The sequence below is a fragment of the Kushneria sp. Sum13 genome (assembly GCF_052692355.1).
The window spans coordinates 2464465-2488714 of the sequence record NZ_CP199847.1 but is presented as its reverse complement, the minus strand read 5'-3'; the positions used below and the strand labels follow the sequence as shown (position 1 = coordinate 2488714).

22 protein-coding genes are annotated in these 24250 nt (G+C 58.0%); 15 read left to right on the top strand and 7 right to left on the bottom strand.

The genetic code is table 11. The features are described from left to right. Window positions 1–140: 140 nt before the first annotated feature. The 4 genes from argA (at window position 141) to glrR (ending at window position 5692) form a co-directional block, all read left to right on the top strand. The gene (gene argA / locus ACUN8C_RS11635) at window positions 141–1478 is read left to right on the top strand and encodes an amino-acid N-acetyltransferase (protein ID WP_445619370.1); all 1338 of its coding nucleotides are present in this window, start codon (window positions 141–143) and stop codon (window positions 1476–1478) included. 747 nt (window positions 1479–2225) lie between these two features. After that, window positions 2226–3728 (top strand): sensor histidine kinase, encoded by a 1503-nt coding sequence (locus ACUN8C_RS11630; protein ID WP_445619369.1) that lies wholly within the window; start codon window positions 2226–2228, stop codon window positions 3726–3728. Window positions 3729–3730: 2 nt separating this feature from the next. Beyond that, window positions 3731–4297 (top strand): hypothetical protein, encoded by a 567-nt coding sequence (locus tag ACUN8C_RS11625; protein WP_445619368.1) that lies wholly within the window; start codon window positions 3731–3733, stop codon window positions 4295–4297. 36 nt (window positions 4298–4333) lie between these two features. Beyond that, window positions 4334–5692, top strand: a complete 1359-nt coding sequence (gene glrR, locus ACUN8C_RS11620) for a two-component system response regulator GlrR (protein ID WP_445619367.1) — start codon at window positions 4334–4336, stop codon at window positions 5690–5692. Here the strand turns inward: glrR and xseA are convergent, their stop codons facing one another. Next, window positions 5693–7024 carry an exodeoxyribonuclease VII large subunit gene (xseA, locus tag ACUN8C_RS11615; protein WP_445619366.1) on the bottom strand — a complete coding sequence of 444 codons (1332 nt, stop codon included), beginning with the start codon at window positions 7022–7024 and terminating at the stop codon, window positions 5693–5695. Window positions 7025–7251: 227 nt separating this feature from the next. Between xseA and guaB the strand changes: the two genes are divergently transcribed. The 4 genes from guaB (at window position 7252) to ACUN8C_RS11595 (ending at window position 12927) form a co-directional block, all read left to right on the top strand. Further along, the gene (gene guaB, locus ACUN8C_RS11610) at window positions 7252–8718 is read left to right on the top strand and encodes an IMP dehydrogenase (RefSeq protein ID WP_445619365.1); all 1467 of its coding nucleotides are present in this window, start codon (window positions 7252–7254) and stop codon (window positions 8716–8718) included. 169 nt (window positions 8719–8887) lie between these two features. After that, on the top strand, window positions 8888–10462 hold the full coding sequence (gene guaA / locus ACUN8C_RS11605; RefSeq protein WP_445619364.1) for a glutamine-hydrolyzing GMP synthase: 1575 nt from the start codon (window positions 8888–8890) through the stop codon (window positions 10460–10462). A gap of 70 nt (window positions 10463–10532) precedes the next feature. Next, window positions 10533–12029: a hypothetical protein gene (locus ACUN8C_RS11600; protein ID WP_445619363.1), complete on the top strand. Its 1497-nt coding sequence runs from the start codon at window positions 10533–10535 to the stop codon at window positions 12027–12029. A gap of 22 nt (window positions 12030–12051) precedes the next feature. Then, window positions 12052–12927 (top strand): DNA adenine methylase, encoded by an 876-nt coding sequence (locus ACUN8C_RS11595; RefSeq protein WP_445619362.1) that lies wholly within the window; start codon window positions 12052–12054, stop codon window positions 12925–12927. Between the two features lie 252 nt (window positions 12928–13179). Here the strand turns inward: ACUN8C_RS11595 and ACUN8C_RS11590 are convergent, their stop codons facing one another. Next, entirely contained in the window at window positions 13180–14058 is an 879-nt protein-coding gene (locus tag ACUN8C_RS11590; protein WP_445619361.1) for a LysR family transcriptional regulator, read from the bottom strand. Between the two features lie 84 nt (window positions 14059–14142). On the opposite strand from ACUN8C_RS11590, the gene gstA reads away from it, so the two are divergent. Beyond that, complete coding sequence (gene gstA / locus ACUN8C_RS11585) at window positions 14143–14793, top strand: glutathione transferase GstA (protein WP_445619360.1); 651 nt, start codon at window positions 14143–14145, stop codon at window positions 14791–14793. A 191-nt stretch (window positions 14794–14984) separates the two neighbouring features. On the opposite strand, the gene ACUN8C_RS11580 is transcribed toward gstA, so the two are convergent. Genes ACUN8C_RS11580 through ACUN8C_RS11570 form a run of 3 tightly spaced genes read right to left on the bottom strand, consistent with a single transcriptional unit; the run spans window position 14985 to window position 17340 of the window. Next, the gene (locus tag ACUN8C_RS11580; protein WP_445619359.1) at window positions 14985–15695 is read right to left on the bottom strand and encodes a TrmH family RNA methyltransferase; all 711 of its coding nucleotides are present in this window, start codon (window positions 15693–15695) and stop codon (window positions 14985–14987) included. Continuing rightward, a complete protein-coding gene (locus ACUN8C_RS11575) occupies window positions 15695–17038 on the bottom strand; it encodes an NAD(P)/FAD-dependent oxidoreductase (protein ID WP_445619358.1) in 1344 nt (447 codons plus the stop codon). Before ACUN8C_RS11575 ends, ACUN8C_RS11580 begins: the two co-directional genes overlap by 1 nt. Then, window positions 17035–17340: a hypothetical protein gene (locus tag ACUN8C_RS11570; RefSeq protein WP_445619357.1), complete on the bottom strand. Its 306-nt coding sequence runs from the start codon at window positions 17338–17340 to the stop codon at window positions 17035–17037. Before ACUN8C_RS11570 ends, ACUN8C_RS11575 begins: the two co-directional genes overlap by 4 nt. Window positions 17341–17392: 52 nt before the next feature. Between ACUN8C_RS11570 and ACUN8C_RS11565 the strand changes: the two genes are divergently transcribed. Together ACUN8C_RS11565 and rlmE are read left to right on the top strand one after the other, a co-directional pair. Then, window positions 17393–17563, top strand: coding sequence for a hypothetical protein (locus ACUN8C_RS11565; protein WP_445619356.1), 171 nt, complete (start codon window positions 17393–17395; stop codon window positions 17561–17563). Window positions 17564–17574: 11 nt separating this feature from the next. Next, entirely contained in the window at window positions 17575–18195 is a 621-nt protein-coding gene (gene rlmE / locus ACUN8C_RS11560; RefSeq protein ID WP_445619355.1) for a 23S rRNA (uridine(2552)-2'-O)-methyltransferase RlmE, read from the top strand. Window positions 18196–18823: 628 nt separating this feature from the next. Here rlmE and ACUN8C_RS11555 read toward each other — a convergent pair. Continuing rightward, window positions 18824–19327 (bottom strand): GNAT family N-acetyltransferase, encoded by a 504-nt coding sequence (locus tag ACUN8C_RS11555; RefSeq protein ID WP_445619354.1) that lies wholly within the window; start codon window positions 19325–19327, stop codon window positions 18824–18826. Window positions 19328–19376: 49 nt separating this feature from the next. Between ACUN8C_RS11555 and ACUN8C_RS11550 the strand changes: the two genes are divergently transcribed. The 3 genes from ACUN8C_RS11550 (at window position 19377) to ACUN8C_RS11540 (ending at window position 22376) form a co-directional block, all read left to right on the top strand. Continuing rightward, window positions 19377–19541, top strand: coding sequence for a hypothetical protein (locus tag ACUN8C_RS11550; RefSeq protein WP_445619353.1), 165 nt, complete (start codon window positions 19377–19379; stop codon window positions 19539–19541). A gap of 354 nt (window positions 19542–19895) precedes the next feature. Continuing rightward, a complete protein-coding gene (locus ACUN8C_RS11545) occupies window positions 19896–20951 on the top strand; it encodes a hypothetical protein (protein ID WP_445619352.1) in 1056 nt (351 codons plus the stop codon). A gap of 417 nt (window positions 20952–21368) precedes the next feature. Continuing rightward, window positions 21369–22376 carry a family 43 glycosylhydrolase gene (locus ACUN8C_RS11540; RefSeq protein WP_445619351.1) on the top strand — a complete coding sequence of 336 codons (1008 nt, stop codon included), beginning with the start codon at window positions 21369–21371 and terminating at the stop codon, window positions 22374–22376. A gap of 95 nt (window positions 22377–22471) precedes the next feature. On the opposite strand, the gene ACUN8C_RS11535 is transcribed toward ACUN8C_RS11540, so the two are convergent. Further along, entirely contained in the window at window positions 22472–23203 is a 732-nt protein-coding gene (locus ACUN8C_RS11535; protein WP_445619350.1) for an SDR family oxidoreductase, read from the bottom strand. 115 nt (window positions 23204–23318) lie between these two features. On the opposite strand from ACUN8C_RS11535, the gene ACUN8C_RS11530 reads away from it, so the two are divergent. Next, window positions 23319–24239, top strand: a complete 921-nt coding sequence (locus ACUN8C_RS11530) for a LysR family transcriptional regulator (protein WP_445619349.1) — start codon at window positions 23319–23321, stop codon at window positions 24237–24239. Window positions 24240–24250 lie beyond the last annotated feature (11 nt).

The following is a 24250-nucleotide window of genomic DNA, read 5'->3' as shown; positions in this document are numbered from 1 at the left end:
CGGCCTTTTTTATGGTCGGTTCCTGTGGTCAATTCAGGTTGGCGCTGCCCGGGCCTGCGTTGCGACGTCTGCTGCTTTAAGATAAAGGGGCCTTCACACCCGTGAGGCCCCATTGATGCCTGTTTGATCCTGGAGCCCCCTTGGATATCTCATTTCCCTTTGCCGACTGGTTTCGAAACTCATCGACCTACATCGATGCCCACCGGGGACGTACCTTCGTGGTGCTGATCGAAGGAGAAGGGCTGACGCCCGAGCGTCGCGCCCCGCTGATTCAGGACCTGGCTTTGCTGCATGTTCTGGGTGTCCGGCTGGTGCTGGTCTTTGGTGTGCGTGCCCAGGTGCGTCAGGCGCTGGAGGAGGCGGCGCTGACCCCGCAGCGCCACCAGGGGCGGTTCGTGGTCGATGAGGCCTGCATGACGCTGATCGAACGTGAAGTCTCGACCCTGCGTCTGGCCATTGAGGCCCGACTGTCGCCGGGGCTTTCCAATACGCCGCTGCATGGCGTCGAGATCAATGCCATCAGTGGCAATCTGGTCATGGCCAAGCCGCTGGGCATTCGCGAAGGCATCGATTTTCTACGGGCAGGTGAGGTACGCCGGGTGCGCAGTGATGCCATTCGCACGCTGCTGGATCAGCGTTCGCTGGTGGTGCTGCCACCGCTGGGCTACTCCAGCACCGGGGAGGTCTTTGATCTGGATGCTGCGGATATTGCCCGTCATGCTGCCATTGCGCTGGGGGCCGACAAGCTGATCATCGTGGGCCGTGCCGGCGGACTGCACAACGCCCAGGGCCGACTGATGCGCCAGCCGAATCTGCAGGAGGCGCACGCCCTGGCCTGTCAGCATGAGGATGCAGAGCTTGCCGAGCATGTGCACATTGCCTGCGATGCGGCGCGCCAGGGGGTTGGCCGAACGCATCTGGTGTCCTGGCGGGACCGCGACGCGCTGCTGGCAGAGCTGTTTACCCGCGACGGTGTCGGCACCATGATTACCCGCGAGCGCTACGAGCAGTTAAGAGGGGCCCGCATTGACGACATCGGCGGACTGCTCGAACTGCTGCGCCCGCTGGAAGAACGGGGCATGCTGGTGGCGCGCTCGCGCGAGCGCCTGGAGCAGCAAATCGATGACTATGTGGTGATCGAACGTGACGGCATGGTCATCGGCTGTGCAGCGCTTCATCCCTATGCTGAAGCCGGCAGCGCCGAGCTGGCCTGTGTAGCGGTTCATCCGAGCTATCGTGGCGGTGAGCGCGGTGATCTGCTGCTCGAAGGGGTCGAGCAGCGTGCCCGCGAGAAGGGGTTAACCACGCTGTTTGCCCTGACCACCCACACCCTGCACTGGTTTCTGGAGCGTGGCTTCGTGACAGCCGACCCAGACGCACTGCCTCAAAGACGGCGTCAACACTACAACCCGCAGCGCAACTCCAGAGTACTGCTCAAGACATTGAGCTCTCAAGGTCCGTCAAAGGCAGGGAACTGATATCGGAAACAGGGCTGTCGTCTTTTCAAGACAGCCCTTCGAAGGGTTTGTCTTCTCAGGGAGACAGGTTTAAAACCTTTAAAAACAGCCACTTGCTATTTTTTCGGGTTTTCATGTCGCCATGTGGCGACGTTTTTGATGTCGGTCATGCTGCCATGTCGCCACAAAAAAATAGCGCTGACTGAAGCATTAATACAAGTTATTGTTTTTGAAGAGTAAATAAAATTATGGCACGTCTTTGGCTATGGGTGATGCATGGCAACGCGGCATGTCATCAGGGCTTTTTCGGGACATCAGGATTTTCCCGGGATAAGCATTTTGAGATGTCTGCCTGCTAAATGACCCTTGCAGGGAGGCATCAGGCCGTCATGGCCATGGCATGGATGCCACCTCGGGTCCGTCTTTCAAAGACAGCGCCTTGTCGGTGTCTTTGATCATGAAGAAGCTGCAAACGCTATCGAAAGCCTGACTGCCAATCTCGATCGCGTAGCTTCGGGCCCCTCCAGGCCCACGGTGTTTTGGCTCTGCATGGTCAGGCGTGCAGTGTCTTTCACCACATTACCCTTCAGTTCCCTGCGTATGTTGAGAGCCGGCCTTGCCGGCTCTTTTTTTATTCCATCGAGGCTAATGAAACTGAATGAGTGAAAAATGTGTACGGACGTTATCGAACGGTGAGAATATCGGTTATTCTCTCTCGCATTCCTCACGATTTCATTTAACGGCTCGCCTGTCGGAGATTGTCAACTCATGGCTTCTCGAATAAAGCGTCGGTGGCGTCCTCGATCCCTTCTTCAGCAGGTATTGACCGCCTTTTTGCTGGTCATGCTGCCGATCGGTGTATTGATTCATCTCGCCGGTCAGAGTTTTTCCCAGCTTTCAGAGCTGGCCGACGTCAGCGCCCGCGAGGCCGTCGACGAAACCCGTCGTGCCCGTCAGCTGACCAACCTCTCTACGGACATGGAGCGCAGCGCCCGTCAGTATGCGGTGCTTGATGATCAGAGCCTGCTTGAAATCTATGGCGAGCGTCGCGCGCGCTACAGCGACCTGCTCAACGAGCACGCCGCCTTCATGGGCGATAACCCCCTGATGCAATCGCTGCGTCAGCAGCTGACCGTGCTGGAGACCCTGCCGACGCCCGGCGAGGAGAGCCTGAGCGCGCAACTGTCCGAATTCAGCCGCTTTACGGCCTCGACAGAAGCGCTGGCCGAATCCACCCGACGCCAGGTGGATGCCCGTATCGATGAGATTCGCGCCCAGGCCGATCAGGTGACCACCCGACTGTGGCAGGCCACGCTGGCACTGGTCTCGTTCAGTCTGATGCTGATCCTCTTCTTTACCTGGCGTATCATTCGCCCGATTCGCCAGCTCGAGCAGCGCATTCTCGGTATCGGCGGCAATGAGAATGCCGAGGAGAGTCGCCCGATTCAGGGCCCGCTGGAGCTGGTCAATCTGGAAGAACGCCTTGAATGGCTGTCGGCGCGCCTGCGTGAACTCGAGGAACAAAAGCAGCAGTTCCTGCGTCACATGTCTCATGAGCTCAAGACACCGCTGGCCAGCATCCGTGAGGGCTCGGGGCTGCTGGCCGATGGCGTGGTCGGCGAGATGAGTCAGCGTCAGCGTGAAATCGTGCTGTTGATCGATGAAAGCGGTCAGGAGCTGCAAACGCTGATCGAGCAGCTGCTGGACTACAATCTGCTCCAGCAGAATCGGCGTCTCAACGTGACGCGCTTTGACGTGGCAAGCGTTATCCACGAGGTGCTGTCCAAGCATCGTCTCGCCCTGCAACAAAAGGGCATGATCGTCGAGGAGCGTCGCGCACCGCTGTACTGGCAGGCCGACCGGGCACGCACGGCCCGTATACTCGACAATCTGGTGTCCAATGCCATTGCCTATGGCGCAGATGAGGGTCGGCTCTATATTTCAGCGAGCGCCGATCAGCAGCACCTGACGCTGGATGTGGCCAACAGCGGTCAGGCCATCAGCGAGCGTGACCGCGACCATCTGTTCGAGCCGTTCTATCAGGGCAGTTCGCAGCGCAAGGGGCCGCTCAAGGGGTCCGGCATCGGGCTGTCGGTGGCGGCCGAAAGTGCGCGCGCGCAGCACGGCACGCTGAGTCTGATCGAGGACTCGATCAACGGCTGTGAAGTCTGCTTTGAGCTGGTGCTTCCCTGGATCGTGGAAGAGGCTTCACAGGACAACCCTTCTTTACCCCGGGCCGCAAGGGAAAAGGCGGCGCTGGCAAGGATATGACAATGACGCACAATCTGATCGCAGGCAGTCTTTTAACAGCGACCCTGCTGCTAAGCGGATGCGCCATGATGGGCGATCGCGTTCCCGGCGCCGCCGAGGAGTGCATTACGCGCGGGATCCCCACCATGGTGGATGATGAATGCCTGCTGCCGACATGGGTCGCCTTTGGTCGCTCTGCGCAAACCGGCACACAGCAATGGCGTGATGAAGTGCTTCAATACATGAGCAGCGACACGCCTCGTGGCGGGCTGGCTCGTGCGGTGGTCTTTTCTCAGGAAGATGCCGAGCACTGGCCGACAGGGCTGGCCCTGTTCAAGCGCTATACCGCTCAGGCCCCCGAGAGCATTCAGCCCTTGCTGCAGCAGTGGCAAAGAGATCTGGAGCGTCGCATCGATCTTCAATCCAGACTTCAATCCAGGCTGGATGCACAGCATAATCGCAGCACTCAGGGTAACAGCCGGCAGCGCCAGCAGATTCAGTCGCTGGAGCAGGAAAATGTCGAGCTGAAAAAGAAACTGGACGCCCTGACCGCGATAGAGGAGAGCATGAACGCCAGGCAAACCCCCTGAGCCCTCCTCGCGCGTCGGGTGTGCAAGGAGACATACGTGAAAACTGCCCATCTGCTATTGGTCGACGATGATCCAAGCCTTCTCAGGCTATTGGGTATGCGTCTTGAAAGCCGTGGCTATCGGGTCAGTACCGTTGAAAGCGGGGCCCAGGCACTGTCACTGGTCGAGCAGCAGCGCCCCGATCTGGTCCTGTCGGACCTGCGCATGGATGGCATGGACGGCATGGCGTTGTTCGGGGAGATTCAGTCCCGCCATCCGGGCCTGCCGGTCATTATCCTGACCGCGCACGGCTCCATCCCCGAAGCCGTCAATGCTACCCGTCAGGGGGTATTCGGCTTTCTGACCAAACCCATCGATCGTACCGAACTCTTTGCGCTGGTGGACGAGGCGCTCATGCAGACCTCACCGGCCAGCGGTCAGGCAGACCCTGCCTGGCGTCGCGACATCATCACCCGCAGTACGGTCATGGAGCAGGTGCTCGAGCAGGCCGGCAAGGTGGCCGGCAGCGATGTCAGCGTCCTGCTCTCCGGTCCCTCCGGCTCCGGCAAGGAGCTTCTGGCGCGTGCCCTGCATCGCGCCAGTGCCCGCGCCGAGCATCCCTTCATCGCCATCAACTGTGGGGCGCTGCCTGAACAGCTGCTGGAAAGTGAACTGTTCGGCCATGCCCGCGGTGCCTTTACCGGCGCGGTGAACGCGCATGAAGGCCTTTTTCAGGCCGCGCATGGTGGCACGCTCTTTCTCGATGAAATCGGCGACATGCCGATGTCACTTCAGGTCAAGCTGCTGCGGGTACTTCAGGAGCGCCAGATTCGTCCGCTGGGCAGCACGCACAATATCGATGTAGATGTCCGCGTCATTTCCGCCACCCATCGTGACTTGAACGCCGCAATGAGCGAGGGCACCTTCCGCGAGGATCTCTTCTACCGGCTCAACGTGGTCAACCTGCGCCTGCCGGCCCTGCGTGAACGGCCGGAAGACATTCCGATTCTGGCGCGCTATCACCTGGAGCTGGCCGCCGATCGACACAAGCCTTCGGTGAAGGGCTTCTCTAAGGAGGCCATTAACCTGCTGGCCTCCCATGCCTGGCCGGGCAACGTGCGCCAGCTGGTCAACGTGGTCGAACAGTGCGTGGCGCTGTCCAGTGCGCCGATTATCGCCCATGCGCTGGTGGCGCAGGCGCTGGCTTCCGAGGACAACGCGCTGCCATCGTTCAATGCCGCGCGAGCCGGTTTCGAGCACGGCTACCTGGTCAAGGTGCTCAAGATTACCGAAGGCAACGTCACCCAGGCCGCGCGCATTGCCGGGCGCAATCGCACCGATTTCTACAAGCTGCTCGCCCGCCACGAGCTTGATCCCAACAGCTTCAAGCCGGCCTACGTCGCAGGGCCGCTGTGATCAGCGCTTCAACCGCCGCTTCACTTCCACCTTCAGGCGACCTTCACCCAGACGGGCGGTGAGGACCTCGCCGGGTTGGGTGTCCTGCGCCCGGCGCACCACGCCGGAAGAAGATTCCAGAATCGCGTAGCCACGCCCCAGCACGGCCAGCGGGCTGACCGCATTGAGCTCGCGCATCACGGCTTCCAGTCGTTGACGCTGGGCATTGATCTGGCGCTCGGGGGCGGCCAGCAGGCGCTGCTCCAGGGCGTCCAGCCGTTCGCGGCGATCACGCAGCGCTCGCTCGGGGGAGGCCTGCTGCAGCCGGGCCTGATGGCTTGCCAGCTGCTGGCGTGACTGCGCCAGCCGATACGTCGTGGCCCGCGTCAAACGGGCTTCCAGATCCTTGAGACGCTGGCGCTGGGTGCTCAGGCGTTCGCCGGGGTGGCGAAGGCGCGAGGCCGCATGGTCCAGCCGCTGCCCAAGCTGCTCGAGCTGGCGCTGCTGGGCGCTGTTGAGGCGCTGCGTCAGAGTGGCCAGGCGCTCCAGAATGTCGCGACGATCCGGCACCAGCCGTTCAGCGGCGGCCGAGGGGGTGGGGGCGCGCACGTCAGCGGCCAGATCAGATAGCGTCGTGTCGATCTCGTGGCCCACGGCGCTCATGACCGGAATGGGACTTGCCTGAATGGCGCGTGCCAGACGCTCATCGTTGAAACACCACAGATCCTCCAGACTGCCGCCGCCGCGGGTGATCAGCAGCGCGTCAAAGCGGCCGTCGCGTTCGGCGGCGGCCAGCGCGCGGATCATCGCAGGTGCTGCCTGATCGCCCTGTACCGGCACCGGCAGCACGCTGACGTCCAGCAGCGGCCAGCGCGCCTGCAACACGGCCAGCACGTCCTGAAGGGCCGCGCCGCTGGCGGAGGTGATGATGCCCAGATGCCGGGGCGGGCAGGGCAGTTCGCGTGCGTTGTCGAACACGCCTTCGGCCTCGAGCTTCGTCTTCAGCCGTTCCAGCGCAGCCAGCAGGGCGCCGCGACCGGCCTCCTGCACGGCCTCCACGATCAGCTGATAGTCGCCGCGTGGCTCGAAGATCGAGACCTTCGCCCGAATGCGAACGCTGTCGCCTTCGCGCATGGGGGCAGCGACAAAGCGGGCCCGGTTGCGAAAGAGCGCACAGCTGACCTGGGCGCGATCATCCTTGAGCGTGAAGTAGAGATGACCCGAGGCCGGGCGCGACACGCGTGAAAGTTCGCCTTCGACCCACACCTCGCCAATCGTGTTTTCAAGCGTGGTGCGCGCGCGGCGGTTGAGTTCAAAAACACTCAGGGCCTCATTCGGGGAAGAGGGGGCCATGGCAGCTCCGTGCAGGGTGGTTTTATTCGATGCCAACAGTCTGGCACGGGCATGTGTCGGTGTCTGCCGGTGTGATGGCCTTAAGCCGTGTCCTGCAAAAGACGGCGTATATGGCGGCAATAGCGCGCAGCCGGCGGGATGTCCGTTGTATGGGCGGGCCGCAGGCGTTAAAATGCTCGATTAATTATTTCCCGCCGCCTGTACAACCCACTCAGTGGACGCCAGTTATGCTGCGTATAGCTCAAGAAGCGCTTACGTTTGACGACGTATTACTTGTTCCCGGTTATTCCGATGTCTTGCCGAAGAACGTCTCTCTGAAATCCCGCCTGACCCGCAACCTCTTCCTCAATATTCCGCTTGTCTCCTCTGCCATGGATACCGTCACCGAAGCTCGCCTGGCGATTGCCATGGCGCAGGAAGGGGGCATCGGTATCGTGCACAAGAGCATGTCGATCGCAGCTCAGGCCGCTGAAGTACGCAAGGTCAAAAAGCACGAAAGCGTGATCGTGAAGGACCCCGTCACGGTCAGCCCTGACGCCAAGCTCACCGACCTGCTGGCCATGGCCAAGGAGTACGGTTATTCCGGCTTCCCGGTCGTGAAGGGCGAAGAGCTGGTCGGCATCGTGACCGGTCGCGACATGCGTTTTCAGCCCAACTACAGCGACAGCGTCGAGGCCATCATGACGCCGCGCGAAAAGCTGATTACGGCGAAGGAAGGCACGCCGCTGGAAGATATCAAGCGCCAGCTGCAGGAACATCGCATCGAGAAGATCCTGATCGTCAGCGATGACTTCCATCTGCGCGGTCTGGTCACCGTGCGCGACATCGAAAAGGCCCGCACCTACCCGAACGCCGCCAAGGACAGCGACGGCCGTCTGCTGGTCGGCGCCGCCGTCGGCACCGGTGAAGACACCGGCGATCGCATTCAGGCCCTGTATGAGGCCGGCGTCGATGTCATCGTGGTTGACACCGCCCACGGCCACAGTGCCGGCGTGATCGAGCGCGTGCGCTGGGTGAAGGAGCACTTCCCCGAGCTGCAGGTCATCGGTGGCAACATCGCCACGGCTGCCGCGGCGAAGGCACTGGCGGACGCCGGTGCAGACGCCGTCAAGGTCGGCATCGGCCCGGGCTCGATCTGCACCACGCGCATCGTCGCCGGTGTGGGCGTGCCGCAGATTACTGCTGTTGCCGATGTCGCCGAGGCGCTCAAGCCTTACGACATCCCGCTGATCGCCGATGGCGGTATCCGCTTCTCCGGGGACATCGCCAAGGCGATCGTGGCCGGCGCGCACTGCGTCATGGTCGGCAGTCTGCTGGCGGGCACTGAAGAGTCCCCGGGCGAGATCGAGCTCTACCAGGGCCGGACCTACAAGGCCTACCGCGGCATGGGCTCGATGGGTGCCATGTCCCAGACCCAGGGCTCGTCGGATCGCTACTTTCAGGACAAGAACGAAGGCGTCGAGAAGCTCGTGCCCGAAGGCATTGAAGGCCGCGTGGCCTACAAGGGCCTGATGAGCGCCATTGTCCATCAGATGATGGGCGGCCTGCGCGCCTCGATGGGCTACACCGGCTCGCACGATATCGACACCATGCGCACCGTGCCGGAATTCGTTCGCATCACCAGCGCAGGCTTTGCCGAGTCTCACGTCCACGACGTGCAGATCACGAAAGAAGCGCCGAACTACCGGAGCTGATGGCATGCCCTGTCTGACCCGAACCTTTGGCCATTATGTGCCCTCGGGTATCGGGGCGGGCAGGGCATATGCCTCGGTGACGGGGTTGCCAAGATTGAAGAGCGGGAGGCGAAAGCTTCCCGCTTGTTTATTTATATCCTCGCCGTTCTCGGCTGTGTAGAGAGATCCCATGACCGACATTCACGCCCACAAGATTCTGATTCTCGATTTTGGCTCCCAGTACACCCAGCTGATCGCCCGCCGCGTGCGCGAGATCGGGGTCTATTCGGAAGTGCGCGCCTTCGACATCACCGAAGAAGAGATCCGCGAGTACAACCCCAACGGCATCATCCTCTCCGGCGGGCCGGAATCGGTCGCCGAGCTGGATTCCCCGCGTGCGCCCCAGTGCGTCTTCGATATGGGGCTGCCGGTGTTTGGTATCTGCTACGGCATGCAGACCATGGCCGCCCAGCTGGGCGGTGCCACCGAAGGCTCGCAAAAGCGGGAATTTGGCTACGCCCAGATCAGCGTCTCCTCTGAGGATGACCTGCTTGGCGGCATCAAGGACCACATCGGTGAGCGCGGCGACGCCCTGCTGGACGTGTGGATGAGCCACGGCGACAAGGTCGCCCGCGTTCCTGAAGCCTTCGAGATCACCGCCTCTACGCCGAGCTGCCCGATCGCTGCCATGAGCTGGGCTGAAAAGCGTTTGTATGCGGTGCAGTTCCACCCGGAAGTGACCCACACCACCCAGGGCCAGCGCATCCTCGAGCGCTTCGTGCTTGAAATCTGCGGCTGTGAAAAGCTCTGGACCCCGGCGAAGATCATCGAGGACCTCTCCGAGCGCGTTCGTGAGCAGGTCGGTGACCGTCACGTCCTGCTGGGTCTCTCCGGCGGGGTGGATTCCTCCGTGGTCGCCGCGCTGCTGCACAAGGCGATCGGCGATCAGCTCACCTGCGTGTTCGTCGACAACGGCCTGCTGCGCAAGGATGAAGGCGCCCAGGTCATGGACACCTTCGCCCAGCACATGGGCGTGCGCGTCATCCGTGTCGATGCTGAAGACGAGTTCCTCGGCCGGCTCGAGGGCGTCAACGACCCCGAGCAGAAGCGCAAGCTGATCGGCAACACCTTCATTGACGTGTTCGACCGCGAAGCCGCCAAGATCGACGGTGTGGATTTTCTCGCCCAGGGCACCATCTACCCGGACGTGATCGAGTCCGCCGCCTCCAAGACCGGCAAGGCGCACGTCATCAAGTCGCACCACAACGTGGGCGGCCTGCCGGAGACCATGAAGCTCAAGCTGGTCGAACCGCTGCGCGAACTGTTCAAGGACGAGGTGCGCAAGCTCGGCCTCGAACTCGGCCTGCCGTACGACATGGTTTACCGTCACCCGTTCCCTGGGCCGGGCCTGGGCGTACGCATCCTCGGTGAAGTGAAAAAGGAATACGCCGACATTCTGCGTGAAGCGGACGCCATCTTCATCGAGGAACTGCACAACGCCGACTGGTACCACAAGACCAGCCAGGCCTTCGCCGTGTTCCTGCCGGTCAAGTCGGTGGGCGTGGTAGGGGACGGCCGCCGCTACGAATGGGTCATCGCGCTGCGCGCGGTGGAAACCATCGACTTCATGACCGCCCGCTGGGCGCACCTGCCGTATGAGCTGCTGGAGAAGGTCTCCGGTCGTATCATCAACGAGATCAGCGGCGTGTCGCGCGTGACTTATGATGTGAGCAGCAAGCCGCCCGCGACGATCGAGTGGGAGTAATAATATTTACAGTGTGTTAGGGCTATGCTTATATTTATCGATAATTTTTATTAATTAAATGGAGGGTTCGATGCTTTACGGGTTAGAGAACGCGAAAATGGTTGAGTTATCCAGAGTGTTTTTAGATCTCAACAATCCAAGGCACGAGCCCTTCAATAATGAAAGCGAATCGATTGCTTATCTTTGTAAAAATGAGCAGGTTTTGACTTTGGCCAAAGACATTGTTGCCAATGGTTTAAATCCGCTAGAGTTATTTGCTTTGATTAAAGAGGAGGGGGATACTTTTTTCTCGGCTGAAGGCAATCGAAGACTTTGTGCTCTTAAGTTGCTTAATGATCCTCAATTGGCTCCTACTCCAAGCTTAAGGGCCGACTTCTCTAGAATTGGCTCTTCATGGGTTAAAATAGATAATTTATTTGCCGTAATCTTTTCTAGTCGTGAAGAAGTAAGGCTATGGCTTGATAGAATTCATGCTGGAGCTGATGAGGGTCGAGGAAGAAAACAGTGGCAATCTGAGCAAAAAGCAAGGAATAGCCTCTATTCTAAAAATGATTTAGCCCTTTCTTTACTGGATCTTGCTCAAAGAAGAGGGTTTATTTTAGTTGACGAAAGAAAGGGTCGACTTTCGACTGTTCAGCGTTATTCTGGGAATCCTATATTCAGAAATACTTTGGGGCTGGATAGTTCATTACCACTCACAACAAACTTAGCTTATGCTGACTTTGAGGTAATGTTTAAAAAGTTTATAAGAGATGTTGTCTCCAAGCATATTACAACTCGTGATAATGCGGCGAAAATTAATTCTTATTCAGACTCTTTGCGTCTTTTAGAAGGGTTGTCTGGAGACAAAGTCGCAAAGTATAATCTTGAAGAAAAAAATGACACGCTTGGAAAAAAAAGTAGTGAATCAAGCAATAACGACTTGGCCTCTAGCAAAACTGAGGACAAGCCTGAAGACAAGCCTGAAGACAAGCCTGAAGACAAGCCTGAAGACAAGCCTGAAGACAAGCCTGAAGACAAGCCTGAAGACAAGCCTGAAGACAAGCCTGAAGACAAGCCTGAAGACAAGCCTGAAGACAAGCCTGAAGACAAGCCTGAGGGCAAACCTGAAGAAAATGAAGGGAGCTCTGTAAAAAACCATAAACCAAAAAAACCGATTCGTAGAGAAAAAATCAATTTTAATCCTGAAATTCAAGAAGCATTGCAAAAAATCCCAAGTTATAAGCTTGATCACGTTTACTACTCTTTGTGTGACTTGAATCTTTCAAATCATAGCCCTCTACTATATGTTGGGGCATGGTCATTTATGGAGAGCTTGACAGCACTGTGTGGAAGAGAAAATGTAGATTTTGTGGCATATTTAAGTCACGCCACATTGGAAAATTTAGGTTTTAAAAACAAGGAAGACAGAAAGACTATCAGGAATGCATTAGAAAGAATCTCCAGTTTTGGGAATGCAACAAAACATAATAAAACAGCAGCAGGTTTTGATGGGCCTCAGCTTGCGAATGATTTTGAAACTATAAACTGTTTAATTTTATCTCTTATTCAGTCAATTTTGAAATAATAGTGGTTTGGAGAAGCTTTTTATGTGGATGCCTTGTTCACCATTACGTTATCCTGGTGGGAAGTCGTGTTTAAAACCGCTTTTGTTTAAAATATTAAAAGGTAACTCTCTTTATCGGTGCCACTATGCAGAGCCATATGCAGGAGGTGGTGGCCTTGCACTTTCTCTTCTTTATAGTGGAGATGTGAGTGATATTCATCTTAACGATATAGATCCTGCCATATGGAGTTTTTGGTATTCAGTTTTAAATAAAAACCAAGAATTTATTGAATTAGTAGAAAATGCCAAGCTTGATATAGACGAATGGCAAAGGCAGCGATATATATATAATAATGAAAGTGTTGAAAATCCATTGGCTTTGGGGTTTTCAGCCTTTTACTTAAATAGAACTAATCGTTCCGGTGTTATACAGGGAGCTGGTGTTATAGGTGGGGTTTCACAAGCTGGAAATTATAAGATGGATTGCAGGTTTAATAAGTTCAATTTGGTTGAAAGGATAAAGAGGGTTGAGCGCTATAAATCTCGAATACATTTGTACCGGCTTGATGCCATCGAGTTTATGTTAAGCAAGGGTTTTTCTGAAAGAACTTTTTTTTGCATTGATCCGCCATACGTTAAAAAAGGTCCAGAGCTTTACACTAATTCATACTCATTAAATGATCATGTTTCTGTCGCTAATACTGTTAAAAGATTAAAGCAACCTTGGATCGTTACTTATGATAATTCTGAGGTTGTTAAGAATGCTTATTCGGAAAACCCTCAGTATTCTATAGATGTTAGATATTCCCTGAATGAAAAAAAAATGGGCAACGAGATATTAATATCTTCTGATAACTTGCAGTTGCCGGCTGAATTGAAAAGTAAAAGAATCGATTTTTCGGCCCAAAGTTTGGCATAGGTGAATAAGATTTTTCCCTTGATATTTTAGGTATTAGAGTTGGATATGTATTCTTGATAAGCTGTGCTTCGAAACAGTCATGATGGCCTCTTCTGATAAGATCAACGCCGCTTCGCTATACATGATCGGAGCGCTTGTCTGGCCAGTACCATCATCGTGGAAAAGAGTACGCAGGCGTCACTGATTGAGTCTCTGGCCGCCGCCGGCGTCACGATGGTGATGGCGTGAATTCCCGTATGAGTAAGAATTCGGCTAACTCTTTACTCCCTTCACATGCTGCCAGAAGGCATCGGCTGCCCTGATGGTTGGTACCGGGTTTGCTCTGACCAATCCGAACACACGCGCTATCGAGGGTGTCAGCGGCAGGGCGCGAAGGCCCTGCATGCTTTCCGGCAGGGTCGATTCAGGCACCAGCGCAATGCCCATACCTTCTCTCACCAGTGCACAGGCACTGTCCCAGCTTTGTAGCCTGACGCGAATATCCGTCAATTCCAGCGAGTGTGAACGGGCCAGACTTTGAGCATGGGTTGTGCAGCCACCGGTGGCGAGAATAAACGGTTCATGCACGAGCTCTGAAAGGCTGACGCCGTTGCTGGTAGCTCGTCGCGCCAATGGATGAGATGTCGGCAACAAGGCCACCCAGGCATCACGACCCAGCACAATAGGGTGGCGCTCCGGCTCGGGGTTGAGCACGACGCCGAAATCAATGTGCTTTTGATCAAGCCAGTTCTCGACCTCCTCATCGGTGCCTTCCAGTGCCACAACCTCAATATCCGGATATCGCTGGTGAAAGCCGCGAAGCAGGGCAGGTAATAGCGTCGAGATGATGGAAGGAAAGCTGCCCAGTTTGAGTCGAGCGCTTCCTGGCCCGCCAAGCCTGTTCGCCAGATCACGAATGGCAGAATAATGCATGAGCATGGCGCGAGCATGCTCAACGACCTGCTCGCCAAAGGCCGTAACGACCATCTGGCGATGCGAGCGCGAAAAGATTTTCATGCCCAGATGCTTTTCCAGCTGTGCAAGTGCTTGGCTGGCCCCTGATTGAGTCATTCCGGCGTCATTTGCTGCCTGAGAAATGGTGCCCGTATCGGCAATGAAAACCACCAGACGCCAGTGGGCAAGATTCAGCAAGGTAGTAGCTCGGCTAATGGGTTATCGATGAGGCATTGATTTTACAGCTGATTGAGGCGAGCAACATACTGAATCCGTTCAAACATGGCTTCGTATCAAGCCGGTATTTTAACTGTGGATGTCTTTATGAAGCTTTATTACGCGCCTCACACCTGCTCGCTGTCTCCTCATATCGTGCTAAGAGAACTCTCTCTACCGTTCGAACTGATTCGAGTTGATAACCGCACAAAGCAAACGGAAGACGGGCAGGATTTTTTTGGCATCAACCCCAAGGGGTATGTCGCAGCACTTGAGACTGAAGAAGGACATGTCATTACGGAAGGGCCAGTCATTCTTCAATATCTTGCTGACCTGAAACCGGAGGCCGGGTTAATACCGCTGCCAGATCAATGGGAAAAAGTTCGCATGCAGGAGTGGTTGGCCTTTATTAACAGCGAGATACATGCCGGTCTGGCGCCGCTGTTCAACAAGGAACTGCCGCATGAAGCCAGGGCGATGTTTTCTGACAGAATCAGCAAGCGTTTCGATTTTCTGGAGAGCCGTTTACAGCACGACAGCTACCTGATGGGGTCATCTTTCAGCGTGGCAGATGCTTATCTGTTTACCGTACTGGGATGGTGTCAGTTTTTTGATATCAGTCTGGAGAAGTGGCCGGCCCTGTCGGCTTATAAGGCGGTCATCGAAGAGCGACCTTCAGTGCAGGCCGCCCTGGCCGCCGAGCAGGCAAGGGCGTAAAAGCACCTCTGGCTCGCTTTAAAAAAAGAGCCCCATCGGCCCCGACGCCCAAGGCGCTATCGATATAGAGTGCGGATGCATTAAGGGCCATGGCCAGGTGACCATCGCCGCTGTTCTCGCGCGCGGTCATGAGTGCGCTGCCACAGCCATGACCGCATATATGTGCCACTCAGCGCCGCGGGCGGTTCAGCTCATACGCACACATGTTGACCGTCGCGGCCAGATTCAATGACTCGATGGCACCGCTCCCGGGGATCGTGAACGGACTGTGCGCCGAGCGCGCCCAGTTGATCACGGGGTACCCCGCGGGCTTCGTTGCCAAACAGGTAGCAGTCACAGGCGCCAAAGTCTGACGAATGCAGCGGCTCGCCCTGCATATCCAGGCAGGCGATGCGCGTGAAGCGATCGGCAAGCGACGCCAGCGGAACATCCAGCTCCAGCGGCGCATGGAAGATCGCGCCCATGCTCGCCCGTACGACCTTGGGGTTGTAAGGATCGACGCTGCCCGGGCTCAGCAGGCAGCGAAAGCCGCCGAACCACGAAAGCGTGCGCAGGATGGTGCCCAGATTGCCCGGGTCCTGAATTTCATGCAGATACACCGCACGCCCGGTATCGGACGGTTCCACCGAGGTGTCCGGTATCGGCACCAGCGCGACGATGCCCTGTGGGGTTTTGGTATCGGCGATCTGCGCCATCTGGCGATCGCTGATGACGTGGGTCCTGAACGGGCTTTCCCACCGGGCATGCGTCTCGGTGACATACAGCGCTGCGCGCTGAAGCTGCGGGTTGTGCGCTGCCGCCTTTTGCAGCTCCAGAACCAGATGTTCACCCTCCACCAGAAAATGGCCGAACTCGGCGCGATACTTCTTCTGGTGGAGTTTCTTGATGTCGTCGAACTTCATCAGCCGGCGGCCCGGGCCGGTGCAGCGGCGGCGTCCATGTCAGACAGCAGCGCCTTTGCCAGCGCCTCCGCGACCTTGATGCCATCCACGCCCGCCGACAGGATGCCGCCGGCGTAGCCCGCGCCTTCGCCGGCCGGGTAGAGGCCACGGGTATTGAGGCTCTGGAGCGTGTCGTGATGGCGGGTGATCCGCACGGGGGAGGAGGTGCGTGTTTCGATACCCGTCAGGATCGCATTGTCGCGATCAAAGCCGCGAATCTTCCTGCCGAAGGCCGGCAGCGCTTCGCGAATCGCGTCAATGGCGAACGCCGGCAGGGAAGGGGAAAGATCGCCCAGGCGCACGCCCGGCGTATAGGAAGGCTCCACTTCGCCGAACTCGCTGGACGGCACACCGCGGATAAAGTCGCCCACCAGCTGCGCGGGCGCGCAATAGTCGCTGCCCCCCAGTTCATAGGCCCGTTCTTCCAGGCGCTCCTGCAGCTCGACCCCGGCCAGCGCATCGCCCGGGAAGTCCTGCTCGGGATTGATGCCCACCACGATGCCGGAATTGGCGTTGCGCTCGTTGCGCGAGTACTGGCTCATGCCGTTGGTCACGACGCGGCCCGGTTCGGACGTGGCCGCGACCACCGTGCCGCCGGGGCACATGCAGAAGCTGTAGACCGCGCGGCCGTTTTTGGCGTGGTGAACCAGCTTGTAGTCCGCCGCGCCCAGTGCCGGGTGGCCTGCGTACTTGCCCAGGCGGGCCTTGTCGATCATGCCCTGCGGATGCTCAATGCGAAATCCGATGGCGAAAGGCTTGGCCTCGATGTGAACCCCCTGGCGGTGCAGCATGCGAAAGGTATCGCGCGAGCTGTGGCCCAGCGCGAGGATCACATGACGGCTATGCAGCGTGTCGCCGTTGGCCAGTACCACGCCTTCGACCTGACCGTTGTCGATCAAAAGATCCGTCACCCGGCTTTCAAAGCGCACCTCACCGCCCAGCGCGATGATCTCTTCACGCATCTTCGCCACGACCCCCGTGAGGCGAAACGTGCCGATGTGAGGCTTGTTGACGTACATGATTTCTTCGGGCGCGCCGGCCCGCACGAACTCGTGCATCACCTTGCGCGCGTAGAACTTCGGGTCCTTGATCTGGCTGTACAGCTTGCCGTCCGAAAAGAGACCGGCACCGCCCTCGCCAAACTGCACGTTGGATTCAGGGCTCAGGACCTTCTTGCGCCACAGTGCCCAGGTGTCCTTGGTACGGCTGCGCACGTTTTTGCCACGCTCCAGCACGATGGGCCTGAACCCCATCTGGGCAAGCAACAGGGCGGCAAACAGGCCGCAGGGGCCAAAACCAATCACCAGCGGGCGCGCTTCAAGATTGCCGGCGCCTCGGCCACGGGGTAATAGCGGGTATCCGGCGCAGGGCGCACATGCAGGTCATTGGCAAAGCGCGCCAGGACACTGGCTTCATCACGGACTTCCAGATCGACGATGTAGATGAACAGGATGGCGCTGTTCTTCTTGCGGGCATCGTAGCTGCGCTTGAAGACCGTGACGTCCAGCAGATCCGCGTCGCGAATGTTCAGGCGCTTGACGATGGCACGGCGCAGCGCATCATCAGAATGATCCAGAGGCAGAGAGAGTTCGTTGATACGAATCATGAGGGCGTCCTGGCCGGTGACCCCGGCAGAGAAAGGGTAGGGAAGATAATCGATGGGAAAGACAGTCGATGGCGGATTGTACCCGGCAGCGGTGGGCCTGTCAGGAGATGGCGTTGATGCCCTGTCGGGGCGGCGCGCGTTCACTGCCCGTATCCGCTATAATCGCCGCCAGTTTGTACCCTGCAGCGCAGCGTTGCGCTCGGGGCTCACCCTATCCTTGTAGTTGGCACCAACATGAAACACTCCAAAAGCAGCCGCCGTTGGCTGGATGAACACGTCAACGACCCCTTCGTCAAACGCGCCCAGAAGGATGGCCTGCGCTCGCGCTCCAGCTATAAGCTGATCGAGCTCAACGAGAAGGACCAGCTCATCCGCCCCGGCATGCTCGTCATGGACCTGGGGTCCGCGCCGGGCGGCTGGTCGCAGGTTGCGGGCCGGATCGTGGGCGACAAGGGCCGGGTGATTGCCACCGATATCCTGCCCATGGACGTCCTTGAAAACGTTGATTTCATTCAGGGCGACTTCACGGAAGATGACGTCTTCGAGCAGCTTCTCGCGCAGATTGACGGCCGGCAGGTCGACCTGGTCGTGTCTGATATTGCCCCCAATATCAGCGGCGTGGGTGCCGCGGATCAGGCCTCGTCCATGTACCTGGTGGAGCTGACCCTCGACATGGTCCGGCGCGTGCTAAAGCCGGGCGGACACTATGCGGTCAAGGTGTTCCAGGGCGAAGGCTCGGAGGAATTTCTCAAGGATGTGCGCACTTCCTTTGAGAAGGTGGTCATTCGCAAACCCGAGGCGTCGCGGCCTCGCTCCAGAGAAGTGTACCTGGTGGGCAAGGGCTTCAAGGGCTAGGTCACGCAAAAGGGGATAGATGTATTTGCCCTGACCTGAACATGACGCCACGGTGTTGAAAGAACACGGTACTGAAAAAAGGGCGCCTCCTTGTGAGGCGCCCTTTTTTGCAGGGAAACAGCGATGGCCCTTTCTCCCATCATTGTCCTGGGGCCCAGTGTCACGCTGATGATGGCGTGAATCCACGCGAATTAGTGTGCGGGAAGGCAGCGATACCTAAGGGCATTTCAGCCGTTGCCAGCCGCCCCAAAAAAATTATTTAACACGGATTGCTAAAGAAGCCTGGGTAAATGTCGTTACTGGACAGGCACTTGCATCGTGGCGACCCCCGCGCTGTCGACTAAAGGCCTATCAAGAGCCTGCCTGCCCCTCAAGAGATCATTTAATGAGATTCAAAACCCTTGCCGCCCTTATGGGCACCTGTGCCGCGCTCACCTTGACCGGGTGGCCGTTGAGGGGGATCAAAAGTCGCTCAATCTGGTCATGATCGAAGATGTCCCGGCCAGCATGAAGGATAAACTGATCAAGATCGGTCAGATCTGATCCGTTTGGGCCGGGCGTTCGCCCGGCCCTGCAGTGTCTCCTCGCTTACCCCTTTGCATAACATGTCTGGCCACCAGCGTCTGAATCAGCAGCGTTTTCCGACCGGTTTGATCTTTTTCAAACACTTCTGCATCCGGAAATTTCGCAGCACCTGACCGCGTCGCTCAATCTCCTGCGCCTTCACGACTTCAAACCCCCGCGCCTTGAAAAAGGGCAGCGCGGTGAGGCTCGCCTCGGTCGTCATGCGATTCATGCCGCGTTGCCGAACGGCCTGCTCGGCAGTCATTAACAGCGTGCTCGCCACGCCGCGGCGCTGATGCTCCGGGCTGACAAACATCATGTCGATATGTCCGTGGTCGTTCAGGCTGGCAAAGCCCGCGAGGGTGCTCCCCCACATCGCGACCCATGTGCACTGGCGTTCAAGGCTGTGTGCCCAGACGCGTTGATCCATATCGCCTGCCCACGCCTCAAGCTGCGCGGGGGTGTAGTCCCGTGCGGCTACTTCACGCACAGCGCGTTGAAAAAGCGCGAGCGTGCTGTCGGCATCACGGGGGCGATAGTCGCGAATGCCTAAAGCATTGCCGGGCATGGGGCTATCCTTGGTAAATGCGTCGTCATGCTCAGGCCGGGAGGTTTTAATGGAAACACTATGGGTGGACTGGCTGTTCTTCGCCGGGGTGATCCTGCTGCCGGTCGGGGCGGGCATGATACTGGTGGGCGGGTATACCCGCACCTTTCGTGCCGTACTGGTGGGGGTGGGGTGTTTGATTGTAGCGGCCATCGTGTTGCTGGCCGGCCCATAAGGGCCTTTCATGACGGTTTTCTCGACCAGGTGCCGTCCGCGCAAACGCTTCCCGCCTTCATTCTGTCCGAGCGAGCACGCTGGCGACGTGAACGGCTGGTTTATTGTTCTTGAAGGCTTTTTGAATCCATGTCTGGTGCCTCTTTTGTCTTTTTCCAGAAAAAGACCCTTTTTTGCCATGAAAGCAGGAGGGTTAAGGCGATTTGGTCTACACCTATATGGCCTATATGAATCTAATTTTAATTAGATGATGCGGCGAGGTTTGTGTTGCGCCCACGCCGGTCATGCTGCAAAGGCGGAACAGGGTTGTCGCACGTTTGCTGGCTCTGAACAAGAACACTCAAGGACCGAGTTCATGGCGTATTCCAATACCACTCAATCACTTTCCTTTAGCGCTGGCGGAGAGCTGACTTTCTCTCTGCCGGACTATATCAACACACTGTCACTGACCACGGCATTTACCCGGGATCGGGTCAATTCCGGTGACACGCTATTGGCAGGGGTACAGGGCGCATCATTGGAGGCGCTTGATGTCAGCGGCAACGGTCGCGTCGAATGGAACAATAGCGCTGACGACACCACTGCTGTCAGCCGGGTCGATGCCACCGCGCTCTCGGGTGGGCTTGAATACACCGCTTCCAGCGCGTTGCAGGAAACCATTCTTCTTGGCGGCAAGGGTAACGGCGTTGACGTGCTTCATTTTTCAGGTGATGCCTCTCGCTATGGCAACGATGGTGATGCCATCGATACGATTTCCGGCTTCGACGCTACCAGAGATACCCTGCTGGTCGATGATGAGGTGATGCAGTCCTTTGATACGCTCGATTTCAACTACGCGGTCGTGGCCGATGGCGCGTCTTCTCTGGAAGAAGCCCTGACGCTTGCCGGCGAACAGGACAGCGGTGATGCCATTATGCCGGTTATTTATGACGATCAGGTCTGGCTGTACCAGGACAGCGGACCGGCAGGGCTGGATGAAAACGACTTCGCCCTGATGCTTGAAGACATGGTTGGCGGCCTTAACTCCTTTTCGGATCGGCAGGGCTACATTTCAAAAATGGCGCCGGCACCTACAGGTCCCCTTGAGGATGTGGCAGTGGCGGGTATGACCAGTGGTACGGATGGCGCTGCTGACAGCTTTATCTTTGGCACGGATGGTGCCTGGCAGGATGCCACCATTACCAATTTCGAACTGGGTGTTGATCGGATCGATCTGTCGCAGTTGAAAAATAGCGATGGCGAGCCGCTTGATTATGATTATGTCCATATGACTGCGGCTAGTGAGCTTATAGTGATAAGTGACTCAGGATCACACTATGTACCCTTGGTTGGCGTACCAAAGTACGATCCCGGTTCGCCGACCGGCGAGCTGAACTATGCCATGGGGCCCGAGGACTTTCTGTTCGCCTGAGTACCTATTGATGCAGGCGCTGACTGCGAAAAGGAGTGCTCACGTTCTGGCCGTTAGCCTGCCATCTCAAGGGCCCATCATTCGATGGGCCTTTTTTATGCCTGCATCAAGTGGCGTGCCAAACGCGCAGCTCAATGCCACCTGCTCTCGCTTTCCTCTGCGCCGGAACGAATTCTCAAAACGCCTGTGGGCATGGGGGCCCATTGCAAGGTTCTCTTGCTGGCAAGCGATTAATGGCTTTCACCGTCACACGAGTATCAAGGCCTGTATGGTGGAAAAGGCGCCTCATGAGGAGGCGCCTTCGCTATTTAATTAGCATCCGTTAATACCTATGGCGCATTGTTCGCCGCCTCCTTATGGACAACGCTTTCATCGTGATCACTCCCGCCGTTTCGGCATTCATCACCAGGGGCATTCATGAAAGGGTTGATACGTATTACTACCTCGCTACTGCTGGGCCCTGGCCTGCTGTCTACCGCCCATGCTGAGCAGGTCGAGGTGCATGACCCCGTCATGGCCCGCGATAACGGCACTTATTACGTGTTCAGTACCGGCCCTGGCATCGATATCTATTCTTCCCGGGATCTGACGCACTGGCGCCACGCTGATCGGGTATTTAGCGGTGAACCGAGCGACCCGCCCTGGGCCACATCGGTGGCGCCGGGGTTTGACGGCCATGTCTGGGCGCCGGATATCGTCGAAAAAAACGGCCGATACTATCTCTATTACTCGGTGTCGGCGTTTGGCAAGAACACCTCGGGCATCGGCGTGACCGTCAACGACACGCTCGATCCCGCGGCCGACAACTATCAGTGGCGGGATCAGGGCCTTGTGCTGCAATCCGAGCCGGGCCGCGATAACTGGAATGCCATCGACCCGGCGGTGATCGAGGATGACAACGGTACGGCCTGGATGAGCTTCGGCTCGTTCTGGGGTGGGCTGAAGCTGGTGCAGCTTGCAGAGGACATGACGCACCTGGCGCAGCCGGAGACGGTGATCGATCTCGCCACCCGCCCGAACACCGAGGAAAACCCCATTGAGGCGCCCTTCATCTTCAAACGAAGCGGCCACTACTACCTGTTCGCGTCGTTCGGGTTCTGCTGTCGCGGCGTGGACAGCACCTATCGGCTGGTGGTGGGGCGCAGCGATAACGTGCAGGGGCCCTATATCGACCGGGACGGCGTACCAATGATGGAAGGCGGCGGTACGCCGGTGCTGAGCGGCACCGACAACTGGCCCGGGCTGGGGCACAACGGCGTCTACACCTTCGATGGGCAGGACGTCATGGTGTTCCACGCCTATGAAGCTGCCGATGACGGTGTTCAGAAACTGCGCATTGTGAATGTGGACTGGGACGACGGCTGGCCGGTGGTTGATCCGGCCGCGCTTGATGCCAATACCACTGAGCTGGTCGAGTCGCCTTGATCGTTAATGCCCCCCCGGGCGACTGCCACAGCCTCCCGGGGGGCCTGTTTTACGGTGACGTCTGTCGTTCACTCGGCGCTTTTGAGTATCTGACATCAATGCGCAGAGGCGGTCGGCCGGAGGGTGATTTCGGAGGTATCGACGCTGGCCGGCGCGTCAATCAGCTGGCGGACGGCCCGGGCGATATCGACCGGCTGCAGGGCGGTCGCGCGGTAGTCGTCCATGACGGCAGCGGTTTCGTCATGGGTAATGGTTGAGGCCAGATCGCTCTCCACGACGCCCGGATTGACGCAGGTGACGCGAATATTGGAGCTCTCCTGGCGTAGACCGTCTGAAATCGCCCTGACGGCGAATTTGGTCGCGCAGTAAACGGCGGCGGTGGGGACTACCTGCAGGGCGCCAATAGAACCGATATTGATGATCTGGCCTTCCTGCTGGCGCTCCATTACGGGCAGTACCGCGCCGATGCCCCACAAAACCCCCTTGATGTTCACATCAACCATCCGCGCCCATTCGTCCATATGGCCCGCCGAGAGCGGTGACAGCGGCATGATACCGGCATTGTTGACCAGCACATCGATTCGTCCCCAGAGATCCAGCGCGGCCTGGGCGAATGCCATCATCTCCTCTCTGTTCGTGACATCCAGCGACCGTATTTCGACGCTACCGCCTGCCTTGCGAATGTCCCCGGCGATCTTTTCCAGCCTGTCGTTACGCCGTGCGCCCAGAAGCACGTGGGCGCCGGCCGCTGCGAGCTCTCGTGCAATGCCTTCCCCGATGCCGCTGCTGGCCCCGGTGATCAAGATGATTTTGCCCATCATGCTCATGCTGCTCTCCCGTGTTGCCGGTGTGAGGGATGGTTCCTCTCCGGTGAACCAAAGGATAAGGCGCTGGAGTGTTAACCAGAATATGCTGATGGCTGGACGCAATGGTTAGCGGGGCTTGCCAATCGATATGGATCTCAATCTTTTGACTCTCTTCGTCGCTGTGGCAAAGGCGGGGAACTTTCGAGCGGCTGCCGACCGGCTGGGCGTAACGCGCTCTGCGGTCAGCCAGGGCATTGGGCGGCTTGAGCGCGCGCTTGATCGGCCGTTGTTCAATCGGACAACGCGCAGCGTGCGATTGACCGAGGAGGGCGAACAGTTGCTGAACACGCTGTCCGGCCCGCTGACCGAGATTACCGCGATTTTAGAGGCGACACAGGATGTGCAGGCCGCGCCCAGTGGGCTTTTGAAGGTCACGGCGACATCGATTGCGGAGCGGTTTCTGTCAGGGCCGCTGATCGCGGGTTTTACCGAGAGATACCCTGACATCATGCTGGATGTCACCGTCACCGATGAAACGTTCGATATCGTCGCCGCCGGGTTCGATGCAGGGGTCCGACTGGGAGAGGTGATCGAGCAGGATATGGTCGCCATTCCCCTGACCGGGGAACAGCGTCAGGTGGCTGTCGCATCACCTGGCTATCTCGCGCGCCATGAGCGGCCGCAGCATCCTCGGGATCTGACAGCGCATCGCTGTATCGGCTGGCGGCCCTTGCCTGAAACGGCGCCCTACCGGTGGGAGTTTGAACGCGACGGACGAGCGCTTGCCGTCGCGGTCGAGGCGCAGTTGACCACCAACGACATGCTGCTGATGATCCGCGTGGCGCTGGCCGGTGGCGGTATCACGTTCGGTATGGAAGAGACGTTTCGGCCCTGGATCGAGCGTGGCGAGCTGGTCACGATGCTGGATGACTGGCTGCCGCCTTTTGCAGGCTTTTATCTCTACTATCCGAGCCGCCATACGGTGACCCCAAGGCTGCGTGCCTTGATTGATCACGTGCGTCACTATCGACAGGCCATGCCCGGCTCGGACATCTGACCAGCCCGTCG

What these genes read in the sequence shown, in the direction of transcription:
- ACUN8C_RS11630 (WP_445619369.1), top strand. Translation starts at nt 2,226, where the DNA reads ATGGCTTCTCGAATAAAGCGTCGGTGGCGTCCTCGATCCCTTCTTCAG.
- ACUN8C_RS11625 (WP_445619368.1), top strand. Translation starts at nt 3,731, where the DNA reads ATGACGCACAATCTGATCGCAGGCAGTCTTTTAACAGCGACCCTGCTG.
- xseA (WP_445619366.1), bottom strand. Translation starts at nt 7,024, where the DNA reads ATGGCCCCCTCTTCCCCGAATGAGGCCCTGAGTGTTTTTGAACTCAAC.
- guaB (WP_445619365.1), top strand. Translation starts at nt 7,252, where the DNA reads ATGCTGCGTATAGCTCAAGAAGCGCTTACGTTTGACGACGTATTACTT.
- guaA (WP_445619364.1), top strand. Translation starts at nt 8,888, where the DNA reads ATGACCGACATTCACGCCCACAAGATTCTGATTCTCGATTTTGGCTCC.
- ACUN8C_RS11600 (WP_445619363.1), top strand. Translation starts at nt 10,533, where the DNA reads ATGCTTTACGGGTTAGAGAACGCGAAAATGGTTGAGTTATCCAGAGTG.
- ACUN8C_RS11595 (WP_445619362.1), top strand. Translation starts at nt 12,052, where the DNA reads ATGTGGATGCCTTGTTCACCATTACGTTATCCTGGTGGGAAGTCGTGT.
- gstA (WP_445619360.1), top strand. Translation starts at nt 14,143, where the DNA reads ATGGCTTCGTATCAAGCCGGTATTTTAACTGTGGATGTCTTTATGAAG.
- ACUN8C_RS11580 (WP_445619359.1), bottom strand. Translation starts at nt 15,695, where the DNA reads ATGAAGTTCGACGACATCAAGAAACTCCACCAGAAGAAGTATCGCGCC.
- ACUN8C_RS11570 (WP_445619357.1), bottom strand. Translation starts at nt 17,340, where the DNA reads ATGATTCGTATCAACGAACTCTCTCTGCCTCTGGATCATTCTGATGAT.
- ACUN8C_RS11565 (WP_445619356.1), top strand. Translation starts at nt 17,393, where the DNA reads ATGGGAAAGACAGTCGATGGCGGATTGTACCCGGCAGCGGTGGGCCTG.
- rlmE (WP_445619355.1), top strand. Translation starts at nt 17,575, where the DNA reads ATGAAACACTCCAAAAGCAGCCGCCGTTGGCTGGATGAACACGTCAAC.
- ACUN8C_RS11555 (WP_445619354.1), bottom strand. Translation starts at nt 19,327, where the DNA reads ATGCCCGGCAATGCTTTAGGCATTCGCGACTATCGCCCCCGTGATGCC.
- ACUN8C_RS11550 (WP_445619353.1), top strand. Translation starts at nt 19,377, where the DNA reads ATGGAAACACTATGGGTGGACTGGCTGTTCTTCGCCGGGGTGATCCTG.
- ACUN8C_RS11545 (WP_445619352.1), top strand. Translation starts at nt 19,896, where the DNA reads ATGGCGTATTCCAATACCACTCAATCACTTTCCTTTAGCGCTGGCGGA.
- ACUN8C_RS11540 (WP_445619351.1), top strand. Translation starts at nt 21,369, where the DNA reads ATGAAAGGGTTGATACGTATTACTACCTCGCTACTGCTGGGCCCTGGC.
- ACUN8C_RS11535 (WP_445619350.1), bottom strand. Translation starts at nt 23,203, where the DNA reads ATGAGCATGATGGGCAAAATCATCTTGATCACCGGGGCCAGCAGCGGC.